Here is a 24,313-nt window from a genome sequence, read left to right as displayed (position 1 = left end):
GCTTAACGCCCGAACAGGGCTTCGAGATCGGCACGCTTCAATTCGATGAAGGTGGGGCGGCCGTGATTGCAGGTGCCCGAGCCGGGCGTTGCCTCCATCTCTCGCAGAAGCGCGTTCATCTCGTCCGGCTTGAGCCTCCGTCCGGTGCGCACAGAGCCGTGACAGGCGATGGTCGCGGCGACATAATCGATACGCGAGCGCACGCTGTCGCCGGTTCCGAACTCGGCGAGCTCCTCGGCAAGATCCTTGACCAGCCGTTTGATGTCGCACTGGCCGAGGATCGCCGGCGTTTCGCGCACCGCGATCGCGCCGGGCCCGAAGCGTTCGATGTGGAGGCCGAGTGCTGAAAGCCCGCTTGAAGCCTCCGCGAGGCGGTCGGCGTCGTCCTCGGGAAGATCGACGACCTCCGGGATCAGCAGCATCTGCGAAGCGATGGGCTTGCCGTGCAGCGCGGCCTTCAGGCGTTCGTAGACGAGACGCTCATGGGCGGCATGGCCGTCGACGAGGACGAGCCCGTCCTCTGTTTCCGAAAGAATGAAATTCTCGAAGAGGTGGGCCTTCGCTGCGCCGAGGGGATAGGCGGTCTCACGGGGCGTGCCTGCGGCATCCTGATGGCCGTGCGTTGCCGGGCCGGCCTCGAACGCCGTCTGGCCGGTCTCGGCAAATCCCGAGCTGGCCGGTCGCTCCACGGCCGGCGTGCCGGCGGCATCCACCGCGACCTTGCCGTCCAGCGGACGATAGGCGGCGTGCGCCACATCGAAGGGCGTCTTCGGGCGTTCGGGAGCCTGATAGCCGGAAAACTGCGAGCCTGCGAACGGCTGGCGCGGCTTCATCGCAAGGTCGGGCGCGCCGGGCGAAAAACCGTCAAAGTGCCGTGCCGGCTCCTGAGGCGCTTGCTGTCCGCCACCGGAAAACCGTGCCATCAGGCCGCTCGTCGCCGTCGTCGTGCCGCGCACGCCCTCATTCGCCATCGCCTCGCGGATCGCGCCGATGATCAACCCCCTCACCAGCTGGGGATCGCGGAAGCGCACATCGGCCTTAGCCGGATGCACATTGACGTCCACAAGGGCGGGATCGAGCTCGACGAAGAGGACGACGACCGGATAGCGGCCCTTGGCCATCATATCCGAATAGGCGCCTTGCAGGGCCGAAATCAGCATCTTGTCGCGCACGGGACGGCCGTTGACATAGAAATACTGAGCCAGCGAATTGCCGCGATCAAAGCTTGGTAAGCCGGCAAATCCTGAAAGATAGACATCCTCACGCGCCGCCTCGATGGCGACCGCGTTGTCCGCAAAATCCTTGCCGACCACGTCGCCGATGCGGGCAAGCGCATCGTCGGGCGAAGCTGCTTCCAGAACGAGACGCGAGCGGTCGGGACCGTCCAGTTCGAAACGCACGCCCGGAAAGGCGATGGCAAGGCGTTTGACGATGTCCGTGATGGCGGAGGTTTCGGCGCGCTCGCTTTTCAGGAATTTCAGCCGGGCCGGCACGGACTGGAAGAGGTCCCGCACCTCGACGACGGTGCCTTTCGAAAGCCCCGCCGGCATCGGTCCCTCGCAGTGGCCGGCCTCGACGCGCACCTCGAACGCTTCGCCAGCCCCTTGCGCCCGCGAGGCGAGGGAAAGCCGTGCGACCGAGCCGATCGAGGGGAGGGCCTCGCCGCGAAAGCCGAGGCTCATGATCTTGTCGAGACCGCCGGAGAGTTTCGAGGTGCAGTGGCGCCTGACCGCAAGGCGAAGTTCGTCCTTCGGAACGCCCTTGCCGTCGTCGGTGACCCGGATCAGCGTCTTGCCGCCCCCGGCGGTCGCGATCTGGATGCGCCGGGCGCCGGCGTCGAGGGCGTTTTCGAGAAGTTCCTTCACGACGCTCGCCGGCCGCTCGACCACCTCGCCGGCGGCGATCTGGTCGATCAGGAATTCATCGAGCTGGACGATGGGCATGAGGCATCCGGGCGATCGTTATAAGGCGTGATCAAGCATTCTGGGTATCGATAAAGGTAGGGTCGGACAAGTCGCCAGAAGACGTGTTGCGCAAGTGTCCACCATGGTTTTTACAAAAGTGGTCGACACCATCATTGTTGCAGTCTTCTGCCGTTAGGGAATATAGTGATTTTGCGATCGCAGATCGCTTGTATCGATACCGGCCTTGAGAACAACGGTGGATCCGATGATGCAGAAGCTTCGTGTTCTTTTTTTGCGAAACTGGATCAGCAAGGGTTCATCGGCTCTCGTCTTCGCGATCTCTCTCTCGATGTTGATGACAGGGATAACGCTAGCTCAGGATGGGTCGACACTACCGACGAACCTGGTTCCCCCGCCTTGGTATTTTTACGCAGTGGCAGTCGTCGTCGTCGGTGTTTCCGTTTGGGTCGCCTATCTGGTGAATAATGCATTGCTCAAGTCGCCGGACTGGTCATTCGCCAAGGCGCTGTCGGAAAAGGCAGTCGTGCCGCTCTTCGATAAGGAAGGCAAACCGATCCAGAACGCCACCAATGCCACGCATAGAAATGAGTATCAGACGAGTACGACGCGATTGATCGCGTTCGTCGGCGCAATTGTTATTTTGATTTTCTTCTCGGGTTTCGGACTGCTGGCCATGCACAAGTTCGCGTATGGGGGCTTGAACTGGGAGCATCTTGAACCGGTCTTCTATTACCTGCTCTCCGGCATGATCTTGTTCGTGCCCTACGCGATAAACAGGCTCTCTGGGCTCGTAGGGGGCTGGCTCGGCAAGCCGAAAGCCTAGCCAGGTATGAGCATCACCCCGGCTTCTTCTTCCGTGCCTCGATGATCGTCACACAGCGCACCACCTCGTAGCCGCGATCGGCGGCGATCGCCTCGAAGCGGGCGGTGAGGGCGCCATCCTCGAATTCCACGATCGAGCCGTCGTCGAGATCGACGATATGGCCGTGATCCTCGCTGTTGCAGAGCTCGTAGCGGGCAGGGGAATTTTCGAGCGACAGCTTCCGTATGAGGCCGAGCTCTTCGAGGACGCTCAAGGTGCGGTAGACCGTTGCGAAGGAGATCGTCTTGTCGAGTTCGCGCGCCTTGCCGGTGATCTCCTCGGCGGTCGGATGATCCTCCGCGCCTGACAGCGTTCGCATGATGGCAACCCGCTGATTGGTCACGCGCAGGCCTGCATCGCGCAGGAGGTCCGCGAAGGTGTCGGATGTCTCGTGAGTGTCGGGGCTGCGCGTCATGGAGCGATGTAATCCGTAATCCGGCACGAGCGCAATCGGGAGCCCCGGGCGTTCTGTGTTCGCGAAAAGACCGCTTTCATGGGCAGTTCGCCGGTTTGTCTTGACTTAATGAGAATGATTTGCAACTGCATAAGGCCGATGCCACGCTGTTTTTCAACAAGCCGATGCCGTTTTGTTCGAGCAAGGAGTGCGCCCGCTTATGCCCATGTCGAGATCGACGCCCCTCCTGGCTGCCGCCAGCCTGTTCGCGCTTTTGAGCGCGCCGGCCAATGCGCAGGATGGCGAGAAGCTGAAGGCCGTCACAACCTTCACCGTGATCGCGGACATGGCGCGCAACGTTGCCGGCGATGCCGCGACCGTCACCTCGATCACCAAGCCGGGTTCGGAGATCCACAACTACCAGCCGACGCCGGGCGATCTCGTCGGGGCGGGGGATGCTGATCTCATCCTCGCCAACGGGCTGGGGCTGGAGCGCTGGTTCGAGCGCTTTCTCGCCAATCTCGGCGATATCCCGACCGTGACCGTCTCCGATGGCGTCGAGCCGTTGGGGATCTCCGAGGGCCCCTATGACGGCAAGCCGAACCCCCATGCCTGGATGTCGCTCGAAGCGGCGAAAATCTATGTCGACAACATCGCCGAAGGCTTTGCGGCCGAGGACCCGGACAATGCCGAGACCTACCGGGCGAACGCGGCTGCCTACAAGGGCGAACTCGAGGCCGCGATCGGTCCGATCCGCGAGGAGATCGCCGCGATCCCCGAAGGCCGCCGCTGGCTTGCGACGAGCGAGGGCGCCTTCACCTATCTCGCCCGCGATTACGGGCTGAAGGAACTCTACCTCTGGCCGATCAACGCCGATCAGCAGGGAACGCCCCAGCAGGTGCGCAAGGTGATCGACACGATCGGGGCCGAGGATGTGCCTTGCATCTTTTCCGAATCGACGGTCTCGGCAAAGCCCGCCGAGCAGATCGCGCGGGAGACCGGCGCACGCTATGGCGGCGTCCTCTACGTCGATTCCTTGAGTGAGGAAGGCGGGCCCGTGCCCACCTATATCGATCTCATCCGCGTCACGAGCGAGACGATTGCCGCATGCTTGACCGAGTGAGTCCTCGCGAGGCCGAAACGAAACGTGCCGAGCCGGCGGTGGGCCTCAGGGTGACGAACGCCTCCGTCACCTATCGCAACGGGCTGACGGCGCTGAAATCGGCGAGCTTTGCCGTGCCGCACGGCTCGATCGCCGCGCTCGTCGGCGTCAACGGCTCGGGCAAGTCGACGCTTTTCAAGGCGATCATGGGTTTTGCGCCGCTTTCCGAAGGAGAAATCGAGATCCTGGGCGGAAGCGTTTCGGATGCGCTGAAGGCCAATCAGGTCGCCTATGTGCCCCAGAGCGAGGAGGTCGACTGGAACTTTCCGGTCCTCGTCGAAGACGTCGTGATGATGGGCCGTTACGGCGAGATGGGCTTTTTCCGCAGGCCTTCGAAGGCCGACCGTGACGCGGTGAGCAAGGCGCTGGAACGCGTTGCCATGGCGGATTATCGCGGCCGGCAGATCGGGGAGCTTTCCGGCGGGCAGAAAAAGCGGGTCTTTCTTGCCCGCGCGCTCGCCCAGGACGGCCGGGTGATCCTGCTCGACGAGCCCTTTACGGGCGTCGATGTCGGCACCGAGGACGCCATCGTGAAGCTTTTGAAGGAGCTTGCCGCCGAAGGCCGGGTAATGCTTGTTTCGACTCACAATCTCGGCTCTGTGCCGGAATTTTGCGATTATACGGTGCTCGTGAAACGCACGGTGCTGGCCAGCGGCCCGACATCGGAAGTGTTCACGCGCGCAAATCTCGAAGAGGCGTTCGGCGGCGTGCTTCGCCATTTCGACCTGTCGGACCGCGCAAGCGCCGGGGCGACGGGTATTCTCACCGACGACGAGCGACCCTTCGTGGTCTATCCGGACGCCGAGATCGGCGAACCTGAGCCGGACGGGGAGGGGCGATGAGCCTCCTGCTCGATCCCTTCACCTATGGCTACATGGTCAATGCGATGGTCGTGAGCGGTCTCGTCGGTGCGACCTGCGCGTTCCTGTCGGCCTATCTCATGCTGAAAGGCTGGTCGCTGATCGGCGATGCGCTGTCTCATGCCATCGTACCGGGTGTCGCGGGTGCCTACATGATCGGGCTTCCCTTCGCCTTCGGGGCGTTTTTGTCCGGCGGGCTGGCGGCGGCGGCAATGCTCTTCCTGAACCAGCGCACGAAGCTGAAGGAAGATGCGATCATCGGCCTGATCTTCACCTCCTTCTTCGGCCTCGGCCTCTTCATGGTCTCGCTCTCGCCGACCTCGGTCGACGTCAACACCATCGTTCTCGGCAATGTTCTCGCGATCACGCCGGCCGACACCTGGCAGCTTCTGATCATCTCCGGCGTCACGCTCACCGTCCTCTCGGTGAAGTGGAAGGACATGCTGGCGACCTTCTTCGACGAGAACCATGCGCGCACGGTGGGCATTCCGGTGACCACCATGAAGGTCGTCTTCTTCGCGCTGCTTGCCGCATCGACCGTTGCCGCGCTCCAGACCGTCGGCGCATTTCTGGTGATCGCCCTGGTCGTCACCCCCGGCGCGACGGCCTATCTCCTGACCGACCGGTTCCAGCGGCTGGTTCTCATCGCCGTCGCGATCGGGGCCGGGACGAGCGTCGTCGGGGCCTATGTCAGCTTCTTCGTCAACGGCGCGACCGGCGGCGTCATCATCTGCCTTCAGACGCTGATTTTCCTCACCGCCTTCGTCTTTGCGCCCAAGCACGGCCGGCTCGCCGCCCGGCGCAAGCGGCGCGCGGGCCTTGCGGGAGAGGCGGACAGCTTTGTGAGCGAGGAGCGGGCATGATCGGCATGCTCTTCGAAAACCCGCTGATGCCGTTCAGCTTTCCCTTCATGCGCGAAGCGATGCTGATCGCGGTTCTCGTCGCGGTGCCGACGGCGCTTCTGTCCTGCTTTCTCGTCCTCAAGGGCTGGTCGCTGATGGGCGATGCGATCTCTCATGCGGTGCTGCCGGGCATCGTTCTCGCCTATATCTTCTCCCTGCCGCTGGCGCTTGGGGCCTTCGTCGCCGGCATGGTGTGCGCCGGGGCGACCGGCTATCTGGCGGAAAACAGCCGGGTGAAGGAGGATACGGTGATGGGCATCGTCTTCTCCGGCATGTTCGGCTTCGGGCTGGTGCTTTACACCAAGATCGAATCCGAGGTTCACCTCGACCACATCCTCTTCGGCGACATGCTGGGCATCCTGCCCTTCGATCTCTGGCAGGCCGCCGTCATCACGGTTGCGACCAGCCTGATCGTCCTCTTCAAGTGGCGCGACCTCCTGCTCCACACCTTCGATCCGATGCATGCCCGCGCGATCGGCCTGCCGGTGCGGCTGATCCATTACGGGCTCCTGACGGTGCTTTCCCTCACCATCGTTGCGGCGCTGAAGGCGACGGGCATCATTTTGACGATCGCGCTCCTGATCGCGCCCGGCGCAATCGCCTTTCTTCTCGCCCGGCGTTTCTCGATGATGCTCTTGACGGCGGTGGCGATCTCGGTCGGCTGCTCGCTCTTCGGCGTTTATGCGAGCTTCTTCATCGACAGCGCCCCGGCGCCGACGATCGTGCTTTCGATGACGGTGGTCTTCATCGCGGCGTTCACGCTCCGCAGCATCAGACCGGAACGGCGACGGCGGCGCGTGACAAGCGAGGCCCCAGAGGCGCCCGCGTCCAGCCGGTAGACCCAAGCACCTGAAAAGAGACAGCTCTTGCCTTTGCGGCCCCGAGCCGCAAGTCTCATGAGACACGATCCGGTCCGGCAGGGCCAGAGGCCCGAAAGAGGCTGCCTGCCGCATCATCGGATCGCCGGCAGCCGTGACGGCGGGAGGGTTGAAGGCCATGCGGGAGGACCCTCCGAGCTTTTCGCTCGGGATCGAGGAGGAGTATCTTCTCGTCGACTGCGACACGCTCGATCTCGCTTCGGTGCCGGATGGGGTGTTCTCCGAATGCGAGGCCGAACTCGGCGATCAGGTCACCCAGGAATTCCTGAAATGCCAGCTTGAGATCGGCACCCGTGTCTGCGCCACCATCGCGGACGCGCGCAAGGATCTCGGCCACCTGCGCCGGACCGTGAAGGCCGTCGCCGGACGTTATGGCCTGGCCCCGCTCGCCGTCTCGACCCATCCCTTCGCCAAATGGGACGATCAGCGCTTTACCGAAAAGGAGCGCTATCGCGGGCTGGAGGAGGATCTCGCCGCGGTTGCCCGGCGCATGCTGATCTGCGGCACGCATGTTCATGTAGGGATCGAAGACGATGATCTGCGCATCGATCTCCTCAGCCAGTTTTCCTATTTCCTGCCCCATCTTCTGGCGTTGTCCACCTCCTCGCCCTTCTGGCAGGGGCATGACACCGGGCTGAAATCCTACCGCCTCACGGTGTTCGACAACCTGCCGCGCACCGGCCTGCCGCCAAGCTTCAAGAGCTGGGCGGACTATCAGCGATCCGCAGGGATCATCGTCAGGACGGGGATGATCGAGGACTGTTCGAAGATCTGGTGGGATGTTCGCCCGTCCGAGAATTTTCCGACGCTGGAATCGCGCATCTGCGACGTGATGCCGAGGATGGAGGATACGCTCGCCGTTGCGGCGCTCACCCAGTCGCTGTTCCGACTCCTTTATTCGCTGCGCGCGAAAAACATGTCCTGGCGCCGCTATGATCGTTTTCTGGTTCAGGAAAACCGCTGGCGCGCCTTGCGCTACGGCATGGCCGAGGGCCTGATCGACTTCGGGATCGGCGAGGTGGTGCCCTTTTCGGACCTCGCAGAGGAGTTGATCGACCTCACGCGGCCCCATGCCGAGGAACTGGGATGTTTACCAGAGGTCGAGCATATCCGTGCGATCGCGGCGGAGGGCACGAGCGCCGACCGGCAGACGCGGCTCATCCAGAGGCTAAAGGGCGAGGGCGCAAGCCATGACGAAGCCATACGCGGCGTCGTCTCCGCCCTTATCGAGGAGTTCGCCGAGGGGCTTTGAGGTTTCTACTCGCTCGGTGCGACGAATTCGGTCACCGCTTCGAGGAAGCTGTATTCGCTGACGGGGTTCGAATAGAGCGGTTTGGGCTGGGCGGCCCACATGGCGATGACCACGTTGCGGGCCGGGTTGATATAGACATGCTGGCCGAAGATGCCGATGGCGGCGAAGGCCTCATCGTCCTTGAAAGCTTCGCCCTTGGCGACAGGCCACCACATCTGGCCGTATTCCGTCATCTTGCCGCCGATCTCGCGGGGCTGGCCGGCCGCCGGGAACCACCCTTCGGGCACGACCCGTTCCCCGTCGATCACCCCGCCCTCCAGAACGAACTGGCCGAAGCGGGCATAATCGCGAAGGGTTGCGGAAAGCCCGCTGCCCCCGATCTCGACCCCATCCGGCGCATCGAGCCACCATGTGGCGTCGCTCTCCATGCCGTAGGGCTTCCAGATCTTCTCGGACAAGTAGTCGGAGACCGTCATGCCGGTCGCCGCCGCGACGAGTTCGGAGGCGACGGAGGTCTCGCCGGTCGAGTAGTTCCACACGGTTCCGGGCTCGGTCGCGCGCGGCAGGGAGGCCATGAAATCGAGGATCGCGCCCGGCTCCTGGGCGATCTGAAGATCGAGCATCTCGCGGCGATCGGACGAGGGATCGGTATAGGTCTCGTTCCACTGGACACCCGACGACATGGTAAGAAGCTGGGCGACGGTGACCGGGCCGTAAGCCGAGTCTTCCAGTTCCGGCATGTATTTCGACAGGGGATCGTCGATGCTCTCGATCGAACCGTCCGCGATGGCCGCGGCGATCAGGGTGGAGACGATCGACTTCACCACCGACATCGACATCCAGCGCGTGTCCCGGTCATTGCCGAGTTCGTAATCTTCGAAAACGATCTTCCCGTCCTTCAGGACGAGAAGACCTGAAATGCGGTTGACGCTCATGGTCTCGAAGAGATCGTATCGCTCGTCCCCGACGGTGAATTCGAGATCGGTGAGGTCCGCCGGTTCGCCATCGGGAAGGGGGTGCGGTGTGTCGCCGGCCTTTACCGTGCGCGTCGGAAACAGCTTGTCGATGTTCCGGAAGGTGCGAACCTGAATATCCGGCAGGAGTCGCCCGTCATAGATCTCGCGAACCGTTCCGATCTCGCCATTCGGCGTCGATGCCGCGTCCTGGGCGAGAGTGGAGGACGGCGAGAGGGCGAAGAGGAGTGACAAGGTGACGGCGCCCGGCAGAGCGCCCCCGATCGACCGTTTCGCATGACCCATTCCCGTCTCTCCTCGTTTTCGTCTGCTTGAAAAAGGAGATGGCGCATCAGGACCTGAGTGACAGGTCGCTCATCGTCTCTGGATAGGCCGGCTCGATCAACCGACGATCACGATAGGGAGCGCCATGGGCCGATATGGTGCCGGGATTTAGGCCTCTTCATTGAGCGCTTCGGCGTAAACCGCCGTATCGCCATCGGAAAAGCAGCAGAGAACGATGCGTCGCACGTGGCCCTGATCGGCGGCGGCAAGGCATTCGCGCGCGGCGATCCGGGCAGCTTGATCCCTCGGAAAGCCGTAGACGCCGGTGGAAATCGCCGGAAAGGCGATCGAGGACAGGCCGTTCTTTTGCGCGAGGGCGAAGCTTTCGCGATAGGCGCTGGCGAGGAGGTCGCGTTCCCCGTCACGCCCGCCATGCCAGACGGGGCCGACCGTGTGGATGACGTGGCGGGCCGGAAGATCATAGCCGTTCGTGATCCGCGCCTCGCCCGTGGGGCAGCCGCCGATCGTGCGGCATTCCTCCAGAAGCTTAGGGCCTGCCGCACGATGGATTGCGCCGTCGACACCGCCGCCACCAAGCAGGCTTTCATTCGCCGCATTGACGATCGCATCGGTTTCGAGCGCGGTGAGATCGCCGGTCAGAACCTCTATCGTCGCGCCGTTCCGTTCGATCCGGCCGGTCATGATGCGCCTCCAAAGCATGGCCGAAAGACAGCGGCGTCCGGTGCCTTTGCCGAGGCCGAGCGGTTATCGGGACTATCGGGGGGCATGGTCTGCCTGTTCCTCGTCTGTGTCAGCGCACGTTATCATGCATCCGGTTCGATCTGAATGTGGCGCGCCCGCCCAAAAAGCGCAAACAAGATGGACTCGGCAGCAGGTTTGCCTCTATCGCTTTCGACCAAGGGGAAGCGGAGAGAGCGATGAACGACAGGACGTTGCGAGAGATGGGGCGGGACCGGTTTCCGACCGATCCGAGACGTGCGACCGTTCTCGGCGAAATTCATGCGCGTCCGTTTCCGCTGATCAATCTACCGCGCGTCATCGTCACCATCGCCTTCATGACCGAAGACGGCGGCGAACGCGACCGTGCGGCCCTGTCCGAACTCTCGCGCAGGCAGGGCGTGCCGCCGCCGGCAACGGATGCCCGCACCCATTCCATCGTCTTTGGACGCGGAAGGTTGCGCTGGGAAAGCCATACGGAATTTTCGACCTATTCCTGGGACGGTCCGCCGCCCGATCGTTTTGGCGAAACGGTGGAGGGCCACCCCTTCGGCGCGGAATTCGACGCCCCAGGCCCGATGATCGCCGGCGTTCACCTGGAGATCCGGCCCAAGGACGACGACAGCGAGAGCGCGCTTGGCCAGTTCGACAGGACGAGCTTCTGCTATTCGGAGATGGAGGGCGGCCTTGCCTATGCCGGGACCGATTTCCGGCAGGATTCCGACGGTCTCACACGTGTTCTGGTTCTCAGCGACGGTCTGACGCCTTCGCGCGCCGGCGCGCTCGCCATGCGGCTGATCGATATCGAGGTCTATCGCACCCTGTCCCTTCTCGGCCTGCCGCTCGCCCACGAGATCGGTCCGACGGTGCAGCATCTGGAAGAACAGCTCGTCCACATCACCAACGAGATGAAGGGCGGCGCTGACGACAGCCGCGGGCTTTTACAGGAAATGACGCTTGCCGCCGCCGAGGTGGAAGCGGCGGCCGCGCGTGTTCTCTATCGCTTCGGCGCGAGCAAGGCCTATGACGAGATCGTGCGCGAGCGCCTGTCTTCGGTCGGCGAGCAGCCGGTGCCGGGTTCTGAAAGCTGGAGCGCGTTCCTGCAACGGCGCACAGCGCCCGCGATGCGCACCTGCCAGTCGATCGAACGGCGGTTGGCGACGCTTTCCGAAAAGCTCTCTCGCGCCGCCAATCTTCTGCGCACGCGGATCGATGTGGAACTGGAGCATCAGAATCGCGACCTTCTGACCTCAATGGACCGGCGCGCGCGCCTTCAGCTGCGATTGCAGCAGACCGTCGAAGGTCTCTCGGTCGCGGCGATCGGCTATTATGTCGTCGGACTGTTCGGTTATCTTGCCAAAGCGCTGGAGAAGGAAGGCTTTCCGGTATCCGCAACCGTGATGACGGCAGCGTTCGTCCCGGTCGCGCTTCTGGCCGTCTGGCTCGTCGTGCAACGCATTCGCAAGCACCACGCCGATTAAGGCATGATGGCGAAAAATTGCATGACGTTTCGGATGACATCATGCGCAAAAACAAACATTTAGAGCGAAGTGACGACTCCGGCTTCTCGCATTTCGCCTAGCTGTGGAGCCTCATCAGGTCGTTCCGGTCCAGGCCCCATCGGCTGATGGGGGTGGTCGAGTGATTGCGCCCTGCGGCCGATGCCAATTGTCGCTTTCGAGCATCCCGGTCGTCGACAGTATCGACGCCCTGTCTTCGAAGCGGCCAGCGTCCTCTTAGCTTGGTCGGTCAGCGATCCGCGCGAGGAGCTCATCGAGAATCAGGCGCTCGCCGGGCGAGAGCGTCTCGACGTCATTAAGATGGGCACGCAATCCCAGTGCGAGCGAGGTGACGCCAGCGGTCGAGTGGACCGATGGGTCCAGAGTGATGGACGCGAGGACGGCTTCGCCTGCGAGGTGCGAAAGGCTTGGGTCGCGCTCGTCTTCGGGCGTCGCAAGCAGCGATGCGACGGTTCCCAGCCCTGCTGCATGGACAAGGCCGACCGCGCGCTCGATGGGACCGTCATCGAGCGGCATGAGGTGGGCGAGGGCGGCTGACTTCCTTACCTAAGCGAGCGCCGACAAGCAGGCTGTACACTTTCCAAACGAAAAGGGCGGCCCCGAAGGACCGCCCCATATTGATCAGGTGCGATGTGCGCTTGAGCGAATGGCTTCTTAGAAGTCCATACCGCCACCTGAAACCGGGCCTGCCCGGTTTCAGCACTTATTTCAGAATGGGCGGTTTCATGAACTTCCTGGAAGCCGGATGGCTTCTTAGAAGTCCATACCGCCCATGCCACCCATGCCGCCCATGCCGCCGGCCGGCATTCCGCCGCCGCCGTTGTCCTTCTTCGGCGCTTCCGAGATCATGGCCTCGGTGGTGACGAGAAGGCCAGCAACCGAAGCTGCATCCTGCAGGGCCGAACGGACGACCTTGACCGGATCGACGATGCCCATCTGGATCATGTCGCCATATTCGCCGGTCTGGGCGTTGTAGCCGAAGGAGGTGGACTCGTTCTCGAGGATCTTGCCGACAACGATCGAGCCTTCGCCGCCCGCGTTCTGCACGATCTGACGGATCGGAGCCTGCAGCGCCTTGCGGACGATGGAGATACCGGCGTCCTGATCGGCGTTGGCACCCGTGATGTCGAGGGCGTGGGACGCACGCAGCAGCGCGACGCCGCCGCCGGCCACGATACCTTCTTCAACGGCCGCGCGGGTCGCGTTGAGGGCGTCGTCGACGCGGTCCTTCTTTTCTTTCACTTCGACTTCCGTCGAACCGCCGACGCGGATGACCGCAACGCCGCCTGCGAGCTTGGCGAGACGCTCCTGGAGCTTCTCACGGTCGTAGTCCGAGGTGGTTTCCTCGATCTGCGCCTTGATCTGGCCGACACGGGCCTTGATCTGCTCGGCTTCACCGGCACCATCGACGATCGTGGTGTTTTCCTTGGTGATCGAGACCTTCTTGGCGCGGCCGAGCATGTCGAGGGTGACGTTCTCGAGCTTGATGCCGACGTCTTCCGAGACAACCGTGCCGCCCGTGAGGATCGCGATGTCCTCGAGCATGGCCTTGCGGCGATCGCCGAAGCCCGGTGCCTTTACGGCAGCGATCTTCAGGCCGCCACGGAGCTTGTTGACGACGAGCGTTGCGAGCGCTTCGCCTTCGACGTCCTCACCGATGATGACGAGCGGCTTCGAGGACTGAACGACCGATTCCAGAACCGGCAGCATGGCCTGAAGGTTGGAGAGCTTCTTCTCGTGAAGGAGAATGTAAGCGTCTTCCAGCTCGGCGACCATCTTCTCGCCGTTGGTCACGAAGTACGGCGACAGGTAGCCGCGGTCGAACTGCATGCCTTCGACGACTTCGAGCTCTGTCTCGGCGGTCTTGGCTTCCTCGACGGTGATAACACCTTCGTTGCCGACCTTCTGCATGGCGGCGGCGATCATCTCGCCGATTTCCTTCTCGCCATTGGCAGAGATCGTGCCAACCTGCGCGACCTCGTCAGAGGTGTCGATCGAGCGGGCACTGGAACCGAGCGCGTCGACGACCTTGGCGACGGCCGCGTCGATGCCGCGCTTGACGTCCATCGGGTTCATGCCGGCTGCAACGGCCTTGGCACCTTCGCGAACGATCGCCTGGGCGAGAACGGTCGCGGTGGTCGTGCCGTCACCGGCCTTGTCGTTGGTCTTCGAGGCCACTTCGCGCACCATCTGCGCGCCCATGTTCTCGAACTTGTCCTCGAGCTCGATTTCCTTGGCGACCGAAACGCCGTCCTTGGTGATGCGCGGAGCGCCGAAGGACTTGTCGATCACGACGTTACGACCCTTCGGGCCGAGCGTCACCTTCACCGCGTCGGCGAGGATGTCGACGCCGCGCAGCATGCGTTCGCGGGCGTCGCGGCCGAACTTGACTTCTTTAGCTGCCATGTGGGTTTCTCCTCAGCGTGCCGTCAAAGGCCACGCTTTGTTGAATTGAATTGGGAAGAGTTCGAAAGGCTTGAGGGCCGGCTGTTCAGCCGACGATGCCCATGATGTCGGACTCTTTCATGATGAGCAGGTCTTCGCCGTTCAGCTTGACCTCGGTGCCCGACCACTTGCCGAAGAGGACGCGGTCGCCCTTCTTGACGTCGAGTTCGATGATCTTGCCGCTGTCGTCGCGCGCGCCGGAACCGACGGCGACGATCTCGCCTTCCTGCGGCTTTTCCTTCGCCGTGTCCGGGATGATGATCCCGCCGGCGGTCTTTGCTTCGGACTCGACGCGGCGAACGAGCACGCGGTCGTGAAGCGGACGGAAGTTCGCATCTGCCATGTTCTTAGAACCCTTGTTGTGCGACATGCCGGACCCTTTTTGAAGGTTTAGGCATCCGGCTCGGTAAACTTTTAGCACTCACCAGAGGCGAGTGCTAACGGCGGCGGAGATAGGGGAGGAAGCGCGGTCCCGTCAAGCGGTGTGGTGCAAAAAATGTCGCAGCCCGCCCCGGATGTGGAGGCCACGGCCCCGAACCACAAGTGCCAGCCTTGACCCGGCTCTCCATATGCCCCTAACGCCAAGGGGACACACCGGAACAAAGGAACCGTGATGGCCGACGCGACCGCCGAAAACAGCCGGAGGATCGAGACGCTGATGGACGTCGCCCACGGGTATGGCGCCATCATCTGCGACGTCTGGGGGGTCGTTCACAACGGAGTTGCGAAATTCCCCGCCGCCGAGGAGGCCCTGCTTTCGGCGCGGCACAAGGGCTTGAAGGTGGTGCTTCTCACCAATTCGCCGCGCCCCCGTGACGGCGTCGTCGCCCAGCTCGCTGGCATGGGCTTCGACGAGAACGCCTATGACCATATCGTGACCTCGGGCGATGCGACGCGCGAGCTGATTGCCAAGGGCGAGGGCCCGATCCATCATATCGGGCCGGAGCGTGATCTCGACCTCTTCGCCGATCTGGGCGTCGAGCGTGTGGCGCTGGAAGAGGCGACGCGTGTGGTGGTGACAGGCCTCTTCGACGACGAGAACGAGACGCCCGACGACTATCGCAAACTGTTGAGGGAGCTGCGCGATCGCGAGCTGCCGATGATCTGCGCCAATCCAGACATCGTGGTGCAGCGCGGCGAGAAGATGATCTATTGCGCCGGGTCGATCGCCCGCGAATATGCATCGCTGGGCGGCGAGGTTGCCTTTGCCGGCAAACCCCATACGCCGATCTATGAACTTGCCGCCGAGCGGATCGGCTTCGACAAGAACGCGCGGCACCGGATCCTGGCGATCGGCGACGGCATGCCCACCGATATCCGCGGCGCGCAGTCCTTCGGCGTCGATGTCCTCTTCATTACGCTCGGCATTCATAGCGAGGAGCTGGATTCGACGGATCCGAGCGCAGACAGCGTGACGCGGCTGATGGAGAAGAATTGCCTGACCGCGCGCTATTTCATGCCGGCTCTGAGGTAATGTCGACTGTGCGTTCCGAAGCAATACGGCGCCTCGGTTCGGTGGCGGACTGCCCCGAAACCCTGAAGGGCGGTGTCGTCGCCATCGGCAATTTCGATGGCGTTCACCGGGGGCATCGGGCGGTCCTGGAAAAGGCCGCCGAGATCGGCGCGGCGGAGGACCGTCCGCTCCTGTGCCTCACTTTCGAGCCTCATCCGCGCACGGTGTTCGTGCCGGACAAGCCGGTCGCCCGGATCACGCCGGCGCCGATGAAGGCGCATATTCTCGAAATTCTCGGCTTCGACGCGGTGATCGAGCAGCCATTCACGAAGGATTTCGCCGGTATCGCGCCGGAAGCCTTCGAACAGGACATTCTTCTCGATGCGCTGGGCGCGGCCCATGTGGTGGCCGGCTTCGATTTCCATTACGGCGCGAAACGGTCGGGCACGCCGGAAAGCCTTGGGCGGGCAGGGCTCAAGCACGGCTTCGGCGCAACGCTGGTGCCGGCCTTCGAGGACGAGGGCGGCGAGACCGTGTCTTCGAGCCGTATCCGGGCAGCGCTCGGCGAGGGTAGGGTGGAAGACGCGGCGGGCCTACTCGGCTATCGTTTCACCATCCAGGGCGAGGTCGTTCACGGCAAGAAACTCGGTCGAACGCTCGGCTATCCGACGGCGAACCTCGTTCTGGAGGACGAGCTTCTCGCCCACGGCATTTATGCGGTGCGCTTTCGCCGGGCCGACGGAACGCTGCTCGATGGCGTCGCGAGCTATGGGCGGCGTCCGACCTTCGACGATGGCGCGGCCCTGTTCGAGACCTTCGTCTTCGATTTTACCGGCGATCTCTACGGTGAGACGGTCGAGGTTTCGGTGGTCTCGCGCCTGCGCGGCGAGGTGAAGTTCGACAGTGCCGAGGCGCTGGTTGCGCAGATGGACAAGGATGCCGAGGAGGCGCGGGCAGTGCTTGCCGGTATCGCGCCGCTGTCGCCGCTCGACCGGGCGCTTTGCTTTTGAATGATGGCCAGGCCGGCAAGCCGGTCGCGCTGATCACGGGGGCAAGTTCTGGGCTGGGGCTCGCGCTGGCACGCCGCTGGGCCGGGCGTTACCGGCTCGTTCTGACGGGGCGGCGTGAGGAGTTTCTCGAGGCACTGCCTGAGGATGCCCTCTATGTCTCGGCCGATCTTGCGAAGGCGGAAGAGGCTGCGGCCCTTCTCATGGCCGCGCTGGACGACGCCGGCCTCGAAAGGCTTGATCTCGCGGTTCTGAACGCCGGGACCGGCCTCTATGGCGATCCGTTCGCGGAGGATGCCGAAAGCCTTCGCGAGACATTGGCCGTCAATCTCACAGCGCCCGTTCTTTTGGCCCACAGCCTCTTTCCTCGCCTCAAAAGGTCCGGCGGGCGGCTCGTTCTGGTCGGCTCGGTCGCCCATCGCGGCTCCGGCAATCTTGCGACCTACGCGGCCTCGAAAGGGGGGCTCGACGCGTTTGCCCGCGCACTGCGGGAAGAATGGCGCGGCCGGGTCGGCGTCTCGATGATCCATCCGGGGCCGATCGCGACCGCCATGCACGAAAAGGCAGGGTTCGATCCGAAGGGCCTGCGGCGGATCTTCGCCTCGCCGGACCGGATGGCCGCGATGGTCGAGAGAGCAGCGGCGAGGGAGCGGACAGTTCTGGGCCTTGGCCGCGTATTCGCGCACAAGCTGCGCCACGGAGGCCGGTTTTGAAGCGCGCATTCGTGACCGGCGCTGCGGCCGGGCTCGGACGAGCTACGGCAGAACAGCTTGCCCGCGAGGGCTGGGAGATCGTCGGCCTCGACCGGGACCAGGGCGAGCATGTTTCGATCCGGGCCGATCTTTCCGACCGGCGCGAGGTTCTCCGCGCGCTGGACGAGGCGATCGCTGCCGGCCCCTATGATCTTGCCCTTCTCAATGCAGGCATTTCGGCCACCGGCCGGTTCGAGGCCATTCCCGCCGAAGCCCATGAGCGGGTGCTCGCGGTTAACGCCGAAGCGCCGATCCTCTTTGCCAATGGCCTCGTCAGGGCAGAGGCGTTGAAGCGGGGCGCGCGCCTCGTCTTCGTCTCCTCGCTCTCCCACTTCGTCGGCTATCCGGGGGCGGCGAGCTATGCCGCCTCGAAATCGGCTGTCGCGATCTATGCCAAGAGCATCCGCAAGGCGATGACCGCCCGGGGGTATTCGGTGACGCTCGCTTGTCCCGGCCCGATGAGAACCGCGCAGGCCGAACGCCATGCACCGCCGGATGCGAAGGTGGACAAGCGCATGAGCGCCGAGGCCGCCGCGCGCATTATCCTGAAGGCGGCGTTCGCGGGACGTTTCCTGACCGTTCCCGGCGTCTCGAACCGTGCGGCCTCGCTCTTCGGGCGTCTTGCGCCGCGTTTTGCGACCCGCGCGATGCACCGGCTGATCTACGAAAAGCTCGACCGCGACGTCTGGTGAGGACCGGTCAGGCGGTGGTTCTGCGACAGGTTTTCCTCCTCACGGATGGCCCATCCGCTTGGTTCGATTTTACGGCATACCTTGGCTTCGCGTGATCGAGCCTAATTGAAAGGGTTGGTCTGCCAAGAGCCAGGGGCGAACCCGACAGGATGTCGTCCCGCTCACTAAGAGAACGAGAGTGCCGCCGATGCTGGAAATCGTCGAACGACTGGAAGAAAAGCGCGCCGAGGCACGGCTCGGCGGAGGGCAGGCGCGGATCGACAAGCAGCACGAGAAGGGCAAGCTGACGGCCCGCGAGCGGCTCGACGTGCTGCTCGATCCCGGCTCTTTCGAGGAATACGACACCTTCAAGACCCATCGTGCCACCGATTTCGGCATGCAAAGCCAGCAATATCCGGGCGATGGCGTGGTCACCGGCTGGGGCACGATCAATGGCCGGCCCACTTACGTCTTTTCCCAGGATTTCACGGTCTTCGGCGGCTCCCTGTCGGAGACCCATGCCGAGAAGATCTGCAAGGTGATGGATCTTGCCGTCCAGAACGGCATCCCGCTGATCGGCCTCAACGATTCCGGCGGCGCGCGCATCCAGGAGGGCGTTGCCTCGCTCGGCGGCTATGCCGAGGTGTTCTGGCGCAATGTGCAGGCCTCCGGCGTCGTGCCGCAGATTTCCGTCATCATGGGCCCCTGCGCGGGCGGCGCGGTCTATTCGCCGGCCATGACGGACTTTACCTATATGGTCCGAGACACCTCCTACATGTTCGTCACCGGCCCGGACGTTGTGAAGACGGTCACCGGCGAGGTCGTGACGGCCGAGGAACTGGGCGGCGCGACCACCCACACCAAGAAGAGCTCGGTCGCGGACGCTGCCTTCGACAACGATGTCGAAGCCCTGATGGAAGTGCGCCGGCTGTTCGACTTCCTGCCGTCCTCCTCGCGAGAAACAGCGCCGACCCTCGATGTCGCCGACGATCCGAACCGGCTCGAAGACTCGCTCGATACGCTCGTGCCGGCCAATGCGAACACGCCCTACGACATGCGCGAGGTGATCGAGAAGATCGCCGACGAGGGCGATTTCCTCGAAATCCAGAAGGATTTCGCCGGCAATATCCTCGTCGGCTTCATTCGCATGAACGGCCAGTCCGTCGGCGTCGTCGCCAACCAGCCCATGGTGCTCGCCGGCTGTCTCGACATCGATTCCTCGCGCAAGGCCGCGCGCTTCGTGCGCTTCTGCGATGCCTTCAACATTCCGATCCTGACCCTTGTGGACGTGCCGGGTTTCCTGCCGGGCGTCAGTCAGGAATATGGCGGCATCATCAAGCACGGCGCGAAGCTGCTCTTTGCCTATGCGCAAGCCACCGTTCCGAAGGTCACCGTCATCACTCGCAAGGCCTATGGCGGCGCCTACGACGTGATGGCCTCCAAGCATATCCGCGCCGACGTGAACTATGCCTGGCCCTCGGCCCAGATCGCCGTGATGGGCGCGAAGGGCGCATCCGAGATCATCCACCGCAAGGATGCGGGCGACGCCGACAAGCTCGCCGCGCACACCAAGGAATATGAGGATCGCTTTGCCAACCCGTTCATCGCTGCCCAGCGGGGCTTCATCGACGAGGTGATCATGCCCCATTCGACGCGGCGCCGCGTGCTGAGGGCCCTGGAAATCCTGAAGACGAAGGACGTGCCCGAGCCCATGCGTAAGCACGACAACATTCCGCTGTGAGGCGCAGTACCCGCTCAACGCGTCATCCGGTCGACGGACCGTTGCGGCTCGCAGTTGGCACGCGCATCAATATGTAACCTCATGCGATGCGTCGCATCGCCCTCGCGATTTTGAACCAGGACAGGTCGATCCATCATGGCCGACGAAACCAAGTTTCCCCCCGAAAAGAACCTTCCCGCAGGCTACGTGCCGGCAAAGGTCTGGAACCCGGACGTCGAATCCGGCGGCACCTTCGCCTCGATCAACCGGCCGACCGCCGGTGCGCGGGAGGAAAAGGAGCTGCCGGTCGGCAAGCATCCGTTGCAGCTCTATTCCATGGGCACGCCCAACGGCGTCAAGGTGACGATGATGCTGGAGGAGCTTCTCGCCGCCGGGCATTCGGACGCAGAATACGACGCTTGGCTGATCCGCATCCACAAGGGCGACCAGTTCGGCTCGGGCTTCGTGTCGATCAATCCGAATTCCAAGATCCCGGCGATGATGGATCACAAGCCGAAAGGCGGCGGCGACCCGGTGCGCCTCTTCGAATCCGGCTCGATCCTTCTCTACCTCGCGGAAAAGTTCGGCGCCTTCCTGCCGAGCGACGTACGCGGACGTACCGAAACGCTCAATTGGCTGTTCTGGCAGATGGGCGCGGGCCCGTTCCTCGGCGGCGGCTTCGGCCATTTCTACGCCTATGCGCCGATCAAGATCGAATATGCGATCGATCGTTTCGCCATGGAGGTGAAGCGCCAGCTCGATCTTCTCGACAAGCAGTTGAAGGACAACGAATATATCGCGGGCAGCGACTACACGATCGCGGACATGGCGATCTGGCCCTGGTACGGACGCCTTGCGGCCCACGGCGCCTATGACGATGCCGGCACCTTCCTCGCCGTCGACGAATACGAGCATCTCCAGCGCTGGCAGAAACAGATCGCCGCGCGCCATGCCGCCAAGCGCGGTTCGATGGTGAATTCCACCAGCGGCGATCCCTCGACCCAGCTCCACGAGCGCCACGACGCCTCCGACTTCGAGACGAAGACTGAGGACAAGATCGGGGACGGCGAATAGTGGCGGTACGCCCCGCCATGACCGAGTGCTCAGGCAGTCCTTCGGGACGGCCGCGGAATAGCCTGCAGTTCGTCCTTTGTCGCGCCGGTCCGAACGGCGCGACGAGAAACATTAAGCGCAAGTGCCTTTTAGACCGAGCGACAAACGAACGGTTTGGCGGCACCGCTGTTCTGCGGATGCGCCGCCATTTGGTACGTACGGAGCCGTCTGACCCGATCTTCTCCACAAATCCACTGCGCGTCGACGAGACCGTCGCCCGCAAGACATATTCCGATGCGTTCTGGGAGGTCTTGAAGTATGACGAAAAGATCAAAAGAAATAGGCTTTAACGTTGCTATTCAGCGCAGAAACAAGTGGCTGGTAACGCCGTACAGCAAGCCCCAAAGACGAAAGTCCACAGAACTTTCTTTGCTTCTGCGCTCGCTCATATGATCCTATTTTTTACTGTTTAGCGACAGCTGCAATAGCGCCTGAGGTTGAATGACAAACCAGCACAATTCCGATTTGAAGCTCGACGTCGGCCTCGGAGCAAGGGCTGAATTGAAAGCAGAGGTGCCACCATCTAGCATGGGACGTTTGGTGGACGCGCTGACCGACGCTATTAGACCTTTCACCGAGCAGCGTGGTCTGAATGCCGACCGGGTGAGACTTCAACGCGAAGAAGTTTTGATCGAGATAGCTAAAAAAGCGCGGCAACGGCTGGAGATCGAAGGCAGAAAGATCGATCCAATTCCCCTTCGGGTCTTACATCCTTTGCTAGAAAAAGCCTCTTTAACCGAAAATGAGGATGAGATATTCATCGAGACATGGGCAAATATACTGTACTCTGCCTCACGATATAAGCGCCCTAATCACTTGATATTTATCGACTTACTCAGCAAGCTCGACGCGCCTCATTTGAGATATTTGGAATATTTGTGTGACACAGACCGAAAAGGTCCTGCGGACGAATTTCTGTTAGTAGACAGGGATAGTCAGGAAATACTAACTCAAATAATAGATAGCAATCTTTCACTTACCAAGTACACCGAAGAAAACCATCAATCCATCGAAGAATCTATTTGGGAAGATTTTAGGGTCAAAGGTTTATCTCCTATCGCTGGCTCTATAAATTTCAGCGTTGATACTGACTATTTTTTCGACTGGTCTGCTAACTTCGCGGGAAATCCCGACAGCATTGGTAGCGCACTGGAGACGCTGAACTTGGTCAAGAGATCTACCATCTCTAATAGTGAAATCATTGGAATTAGCGCATGGCTGGATTATCACTGTATGACGATGTTTGGGCTAGAATTCTTCTACACCTGCCAAGGTAGATCATCAGTTATCGAGGTAGACTAAGTTATGTTCTCCAAAATCCTCATCGCCAACCGGGGCGAGATCGCCTGCCGGGTCATGAAGACCGCCAAGGAGATGGGCATCGCCACGGTCGCGGTCTATTCCGATGCGGACCGGGATGCCGTCCACAAACTGATGGCGGACGAGGCGGTGCATATCGGGCCGGCGCAGGCGAACCAGTCCTATCTGGTGGCCGATAAAATTATCGCCGCCTGCAAGGAGACTGGGGCGGAGGCCGTCCATCCGGGCTACGGCTTCCTGTCGGAGAACGCGAAGTTTTGCGAAAAGCTGGAAGCGGCCGGCATCACCTTCATCGGTCCGAAGCCCAGGGCCATCGAGGCGATGGGCGACAAGATCACGTCCAAGAAGATCGCGGCGGAGGCGGGCGTTTCCACCGTGCCCGGCCATATGGGCCTGATCGAGGATGCCGAGGAAGCCGCGAAGATCGCCGCCGAGATCGGCTATCCGGTGATGATCAAGGCGTCGGCCGGCGGCGGCGGCAAGGGCATGCGGATCGCCTGGAACGACGAGGAGGCCAAGGAAGGCTTCGCGCGTTCGAAATCGGAGGCCGCGTCCTCCTTCGGCGATGATCGCATCTTCATCGAGAAGTTCGTCGAGGAGCCCCGGCATATCGAAATTCAGGTTCTGGCCGACGCCCATGGCAACTGCATCTATCTGAACGAGCGGGAATGCTCGATCCAGCGGCGCAACCAGAAGGTAATCGAGGAGGCCCCGTCGCCCTTCCTCGACGAAGAAACCCGCAAAAAGATGGGCGAGCAGGCGGTGGCGCTGGCAAAGGCTGTCGATTACCAGAGCGCCGGTACGGTCGAGTTCATCGTCGACAAGAACCGCAACTTCTATTTCCTCGAAATGAACACGCGGCTGCAGGTGGAGCATCCGGTGACGGAGCTGATCACCGGCGTCGATCTCGTCGAAGAGATGATCAGGGTCGCGGCCGGCGAGACACTGTCGCGGACCCAGGCCGATGTCGGCATCAGGGGTTGGGCGATCGAATCTCGCATCTATGCCGAAAATCCCTATCGCGGGTTCCTGCCCTCGACGGGCCGGCTCACCCGCTACCGCCCGCCTGAAGAGGGCGCGGCGGAAAACGGAACGATCATCCGCAACGACACCGGCGTCACCGAAGGCTCGGTGATCTCGATGTTCTACGATCCGATGATCGCAAAACTCTGCACCTGGGGTGAGACGCGGGAGGAGGCGATCGACGCAATGTCCGATGCGCTCGATGCGTTCGTGGTCGACGGTATCGAGCACAATGTGCCGTTCCTTTCGGCTATCCAGCGCCATCCGCGCTGGCGCTCGGGCGAGATTTCGACGGGCTTCATCGCCGAGGAATATCCGGACGGCTTTGAGAACGTGGAGCCGGACGAGGAGACCTTCACCCGGATGGCCGTTGCCGCGACGCTGATGGCGAAAGCGGGCGAGCGCCTGCCTCAGGATGCGAGCGGCCAGCGGCTGGAAAAGCTCCTGCCGAAACAGGGCGATTTCACCCGCGTCGTGATGGTGCCCCTGGGGACGAGCGAGCGCAGGGTCACGATCACGGAGGACGGCGTTTCGGTGGACGGCGCGGACCCGGTAAAGGCCGAGATCCGGTGGCATCCGGGCGCGCTGACCGCCGAACTGACCTATGATGGCCGCACGACGATCACCCGCGCGAGCGCCATCACATCCGGCTTCCGCTTGCGCGGCGCGGGCTATGATGTGGCGCTCAAGGTCTATCCGCCCCATGTCGCGCCGCTTGCACGGCTCATGCCGGAAAAACTGCCGCCGGACCTGTCGAAATTCCTGATCTCGCCCATGCCGGCGGTCGTCATGACGCTCTCCGCCAAAGAGGGCGACGAGGTGCATGAGGGCCAGATCCTCGCGGTGATCGAGGCCATGAAGATGGAAAATGTGCTAAGAGCCGAACGCAGCGGCACGGTCTCGAAGGTCGCCGTCTCGGAAGGCGACAGCCTTGCGGTGGACGACGTCATCATGGAATTCGAGTAGGGGCGGGCGGGGACCCGCGCTCTCTTGGGGCCGGACGCCTGAATTGACGTGGAGGGTCAGTTCACGTCTGGCGAAGGGCTAAAAGTGCCCGCTCGGGCTGCCGGAAGACATT

The 24,313-nt window shown here is 62.6% G+C and carries 22 protein-coding genes; 15 read left to right on the top strand and 7 right to left on the bottom strand.

The annotated features are described in order from the left end of the window. Positions 1-2 precede the first annotated feature (2 nt). Entirely contained in the window at positions 3-1,943 is a 1,941-nt protein-coding gene (gene mutL, locus ABDX79_RS15605) for a DNA mismatch repair endonuclease MutL (protein WP_346221230.1), read from the bottom strand. A gap of 226 nt (positions 1,944-2,169) precedes the next feature. On the opposite strand from mutL, the gene ABDX79_RS15600 reads away from it, so the two are divergent. Beyond that, positions 2,170-2,748 carry a hypothetical protein gene (locus tag ABDX79_RS15600; RefSeq protein ID WP_346221229.1) on the top strand — a complete coding sequence of 193 codons (579 nt, stop codon included), beginning with the start codon at positions 2,170-2,172 and terminating at the stop codon, positions 2,746-2,748. Between the two features lie 13 nt (positions 2,749-2,761). Here the strand turns inward: ABDX79_RS15600 and ABDX79_RS15595 are convergent, their stop codons facing one another. Further along, positions 2,762-3,202: a Fur family transcriptional regulator gene (locus ABDX79_RS15595; RefSeq protein WP_346221228.1), complete on the bottom strand. Its 441-nt coding sequence runs from the start codon at positions 3,200-3,202 to the stop codon at positions 2,762-2,764. A 199-nt stretch (positions 3,203-3,401) separates the two neighbouring features. Between ABDX79_RS15595 and ABDX79_RS15590 the strand changes: the two genes are divergently transcribed. The 5 genes from ABDX79_RS15590 to ABDX79_RS15570 all read left to right on the top strand — a co-directional run bounded on the left by ABDX79_RS15590 (position 3,402) and on the right by ABDX79_RS15570 (position 8,235). Continuing rightward, entirely contained in the window at positions 3,402-4,304 is a 903-nt protein-coding gene (locus tag ABDX79_RS15590; RefSeq protein ID WP_463671186.1) for a metal ABC transporter substrate-binding protein, read from the top strand. After that, a complete protein-coding gene (locus ABDX79_RS15585) occupies positions 4,289-5,185 on the top strand; it encodes a manganese/iron ABC transporter ATP-binding protein (RefSeq protein WP_346221227.1) in 897 nt (298 codons plus the stop codon). The genes ABDX79_RS15590 and ABDX79_RS15585 overlap by 16 nt, the downstream gene beginning before the upstream one ends. After that, positions 5,182-6,066, top strand: coding sequence for a metal ABC transporter permease (locus ABDX79_RS15580; RefSeq protein ID WP_346221226.1), 885 nt, complete (start codon positions 5,182-5,184; stop codon positions 6,064-6,066). The genes ABDX79_RS15585 and ABDX79_RS15580 overlap by 4 nt, the downstream gene beginning before the upstream one ends. A 5-nt stretch (positions 6,067-6,071) precedes the next feature. Further along, on the top strand, positions 6,072-6,944 hold the full coding sequence (locus tag ABDX79_RS15575; RefSeq protein ID WP_346221303.1) for a metal ABC transporter permease: 873 nt from the start codon (positions 6,072-6,074) through the stop codon (positions 6,942-6,944). A 157-nt stretch (positions 6,945-7,101) separates the two neighbouring features. Further along, positions 7,102-8,235 (top strand): carboxylate-amine ligase, encoded by a 1,134-nt coding sequence (locus tag ABDX79_RS15570; protein WP_346221225.1) that lies wholly within the window; start codon positions 7,102-7,104, stop codon positions 8,233-8,235. A 5-nt stretch (positions 8,236-8,240) separates the two neighbouring features. Here the strand turns inward: ABDX79_RS15570 and ABDX79_RS15565 are convergent, their stop codons facing one another. Beyond that, a complete protein-coding gene (locus ABDX79_RS15565; RefSeq protein ID WP_346221224.1) occupies positions 8,241-9,494 on the bottom strand; it encodes a serine hydrolase domain-containing protein in 1,254 nt (417 codons plus the stop codon). Between the two features lie 147 nt (positions 9,495-9,641). Further along, a complete protein-coding gene (locus ABDX79_RS15560; protein WP_346221223.1) occupies positions 9,642-10,175 on the bottom strand; it encodes an O-acetyl-ADP-ribose deacetylase in 534 nt (177 codons plus the stop codon). Between the two features lie 236 nt (positions 10,176-10,411). Between ABDX79_RS15560 and ABDX79_RS15555 the strand changes: the two genes are divergently transcribed. Next, positions 10,412-11,692, top strand: a complete 1,281-nt coding sequence (locus ABDX79_RS15555; RefSeq protein ID WP_346221222.1) for a DUF3422 family protein — start codon at positions 10,412-10,414, stop codon at positions 11,690-11,692. 255 nt (positions 11,693-11,947) lie between these two features. On the opposite strand, the gene ABDX79_RS15550 is transcribed toward ABDX79_RS15555, so the two are convergent. The 3 genes from ABDX79_RS15550 to groES form a co-directional block, all read right to left on the bottom strand. After that, complete coding sequence (locus tag ABDX79_RS15550; protein ID WP_346221221.1) at positions 11,948-12,247, bottom strand: hypothetical protein; 300 nt, start codon at positions 12,245-12,247, stop codon at positions 11,948-11,950. Positions 12,248-12,484: 237 nt separating this feature from the next. Next, positions 12,485-14,137 carry a chaperonin GroEL gene (gene groL, locus ABDX79_RS15545; protein WP_346221220.1) on the bottom strand — a complete coding sequence of 551 codons (1,653 nt, stop codon included), beginning with the start codon at positions 14,135-14,137 and terminating at the stop codon, positions 12,485-12,487. Between the two features lie 85 nt (positions 14,138-14,222). Next, a complete protein-coding gene (groES, locus tag ABDX79_RS15540; RefSeq protein ID WP_346221302.1) occupies positions 14,223-14,519 on the bottom strand; it encodes a co-chaperone GroES in 297 nt (98 codons plus the stop codon). A 270-nt stretch (positions 14,520-14,789) separates the two neighbouring features. On the opposite strand from groES, the gene ABDX79_RS15535 reads away from it, so the two are divergent. The 8 genes from ABDX79_RS15535 (at position 14,790) to ABDX79_RS15500 (ending at position 24,201) form a co-directional block, all read left to right on the top strand. Continuing rightward, positions 14,790-15,650: a TIGR01459 family HAD-type hydrolase gene (locus ABDX79_RS15535; RefSeq protein ID WP_346221219.1), complete on the top strand. Its 861-nt coding sequence runs from the start codon at positions 14,790-14,792 to the stop codon at positions 15,648-15,650. Then, complete coding sequence (locus ABDX79_RS15530) at positions 15,650-16,639, top strand: bifunctional riboflavin kinase/FAD synthetase (protein WP_346221218.1); 990 nt, start codon at positions 15,650-15,652, stop codon at positions 16,637-16,639. Before ABDX79_RS15535 ends, ABDX79_RS15530 begins: the two co-directional genes overlap by 1 nt. After that, positions 16,636-17,349, top strand: coding sequence for an SDR family NAD(P)-dependent oxidoreductase (locus tag ABDX79_RS15525; protein ID WP_346221217.1), 714 nt, complete (start codon positions 16,636-16,638; stop codon positions 17,347-17,349). The genes ABDX79_RS15530 and ABDX79_RS15525 overlap by 4 nt, the downstream gene beginning before the upstream one ends. Further along, positions 17,346-18,080: an SDR family NAD(P)-dependent oxidoreductase gene (locus ABDX79_RS15520; protein WP_346221216.1), complete on the top strand. Its 735-nt coding sequence runs from the start codon at positions 17,346-17,348 to the stop codon at positions 18,078-18,080. Before ABDX79_RS15525 ends, ABDX79_RS15520 begins: the two co-directional genes overlap by 4 nt. Before the next feature lie 187 nt (positions 18,081-18,267). After that, positions 18,268-19,800, top strand: a complete 1,533-nt coding sequence (locus ABDX79_RS15515) for an acyl-CoA carboxylase subunit beta (RefSeq protein WP_346221215.1) — start codon at positions 18,268-18,270, stop codon at positions 19,798-19,800. A gap of 135 nt (positions 19,801-19,935) precedes the next feature. Beyond that, complete coding sequence (gene yghU, locus ABDX79_RS15510) at positions 19,936-20,853, top strand: glutathione-dependent disulfide-bond oxidoreductase (RefSeq protein ID WP_346221214.1); 918 nt, start codon at positions 19,936-19,938, stop codon at positions 20,851-20,853. A 480-nt stretch (positions 20,854-21,333) separates the two neighbouring features. After that, positions 21,334-22,194, top strand: coding sequence for an Abi-alpha family protein (locus ABDX79_RS15505; RefSeq protein ID WP_346221213.1), 861 nt, complete (start codon positions 21,334-21,336; stop codon positions 22,192-22,194). Positions 22,195-22,197: 3 nt separating this feature from the next. Continuing rightward, positions 22,198-24,201 carry an acetyl/propionyl/methylcrotonyl-CoA carboxylase subunit alpha gene (locus ABDX79_RS15500; protein ID WP_346221212.1) on the top strand — a complete coding sequence of 668 codons (2,004 nt, stop codon included), beginning with the start codon at positions 22,198-22,200 and terminating at the stop codon, positions 24,199-24,201. Positions 24,202-24,313: the final 112 nt, after the last annotated feature.

The organism is Fulvimarina fulva (assembly GCF_039652615.1).
GTDB lineage: Bacteria > Pseudomonadota > Alphaproteobacteria > Rhizobiales > Rhizobiaceae > Fulvimarina.
Note: the sequence above shows the minus strand (reverse complement) of the source record. Positions and strands in the feature narration are given on the sequence as shown.

What these genes read in the sequence shown, in the direction of transcription:
- mutL (WP_346221230.1), bottom strand. Translation starts at nt 1,943, where the DNA reads ATGCCCATCGTCCAGCTCGATGAATTCCTGATCGACCAGATCGCCGCC.
- ABDX79_RS15600 (WP_346221229.1), top strand. Translation starts at nt 2,170, where the DNA reads ATGATGCAGAAGCTTCGTGTTCTTTTTTTGCGAAACTGGATCAGCAAG.
- ABDX79_RS15595 (WP_346221228.1), bottom strand. Translation starts at nt 3,202, where the DNA reads ATGACGCGCAGCCCCGACACTCACGAGACATCCGACACCTTCGCGGAC.
- ABDX79_RS15590 (WP_463671186.1), top strand. Translation starts at nt 3,402, where the DNA reads ATGCCCATGTCGAGATCGACGCCCCTCCTGGCTGCCGCCAGCCTGTTC.
- ABDX79_RS15585 (WP_346221227.1), top strand. Translation starts at nt 4,289, where the DNA reads ATGCTTGACCGAGTGAGTCCTCGCGAGGCCGAAACGAAACGTGCCGAG.
- ABDX79_RS15580 (WP_346221226.1), top strand. Translation starts at nt 5,182, where the DNA reads ATGAGCCTCCTGCTCGATCCCTTCACCTATGGCTACATGGTCAATGCG.
- ABDX79_RS15575 (WP_346221303.1), top strand. Translation starts at nt 6,072, where the DNA reads ATGCTCTTCGAAAACCCGCTGATGCCGTTCAGCTTTCCCTTCATGCGC.
- ABDX79_RS15570 (WP_346221225.1), top strand. Translation starts at nt 7,102, where the DNA reads ATGCGGGAGGACCCTCCGAGCTTTTCGCTCGGGATCGAGGAGGAGTAT.
- ABDX79_RS15565 (WP_346221224.1), bottom strand. Translation starts at nt 9,494, where the DNA reads ATGGGTCATGCGAAACGGTCGATCGGGGGCGCTCTGCCGGGCGCCGTC.
- ABDX79_RS15560 (WP_346221223.1), bottom strand. Translation starts at nt 10,175, where the DNA reads ATGACCGGCCGGATCGAACGGAACGGCGCGACGATAGAGGTTCTGACC.
- ABDX79_RS15555 (WP_346221222.1), top strand. Translation starts at nt 10,412, where the DNA reads ATGAACGACAGGACGTTGCGAGAGATGGGGCGGGACCGGTTTCCGACC.
- ABDX79_RS15550 (WP_346221221.1), bottom strand. Translation starts at nt 12,247, where the DNA reads ATGCCGCTCGATGACGGTCCCATCGAGCGCGCGGTCGGCCTTGTCCAT.
- groL (WP_346221220.1), bottom strand. Translation starts at nt 14,137, where the DNA reads ATGGCAGCTAAAGAAGTCAAGTTCGGCCGCGACGCCCGCGAACGCATG.
- groES (WP_346221302.1), bottom strand. Translation starts at nt 14,519, where the DNA reads ATGGCAGATGCGAACTTCCGTCCGCTTCACGACCGCGTGCTCGTTCGC.
- ABDX79_RS15535 (WP_346221219.1), top strand. Translation starts at nt 14,790, where the DNA reads ATGGCCGACGCGACCGCCGAAAACAGCCGGAGGATCGAGACGCTGATG.
- ABDX79_RS15530 (WP_346221218.1), top strand. Translation starts at nt 15,650, where the DNA reads ATGTCGACTGTGCGTTCCGAAGCAATACGGCGCCTCGGTTCGGTGGCG.
- ABDX79_RS15515 (WP_346221215.1), top strand. Translation starts at nt 18,268, where the DNA reads ATGCTGGAAATCGTCGAACGACTGGAAGAAAAGCGCGCCGAGGCACGG.
- yghU (WP_346221214.1), top strand. Translation starts at nt 19,936, where the DNA reads ATGGCCGACGAAACCAAGTTTCCCCCCGAAAAGAACCTTCCCGCAGGC.
- ABDX79_RS15505 (WP_346221213.1), top strand. Translation starts at nt 21,334, where the DNA reads ATGACAAACCAGCACAATTCCGATTTGAAGCTCGACGTCGGCCTCGGA.
- ABDX79_RS15500 (WP_346221212.1), top strand. Translation starts at nt 22,198, where the DNA reads ATGTTCTCCAAAATCCTCATCGCCAACCGGGGCGAGATCGCCTGCCGG.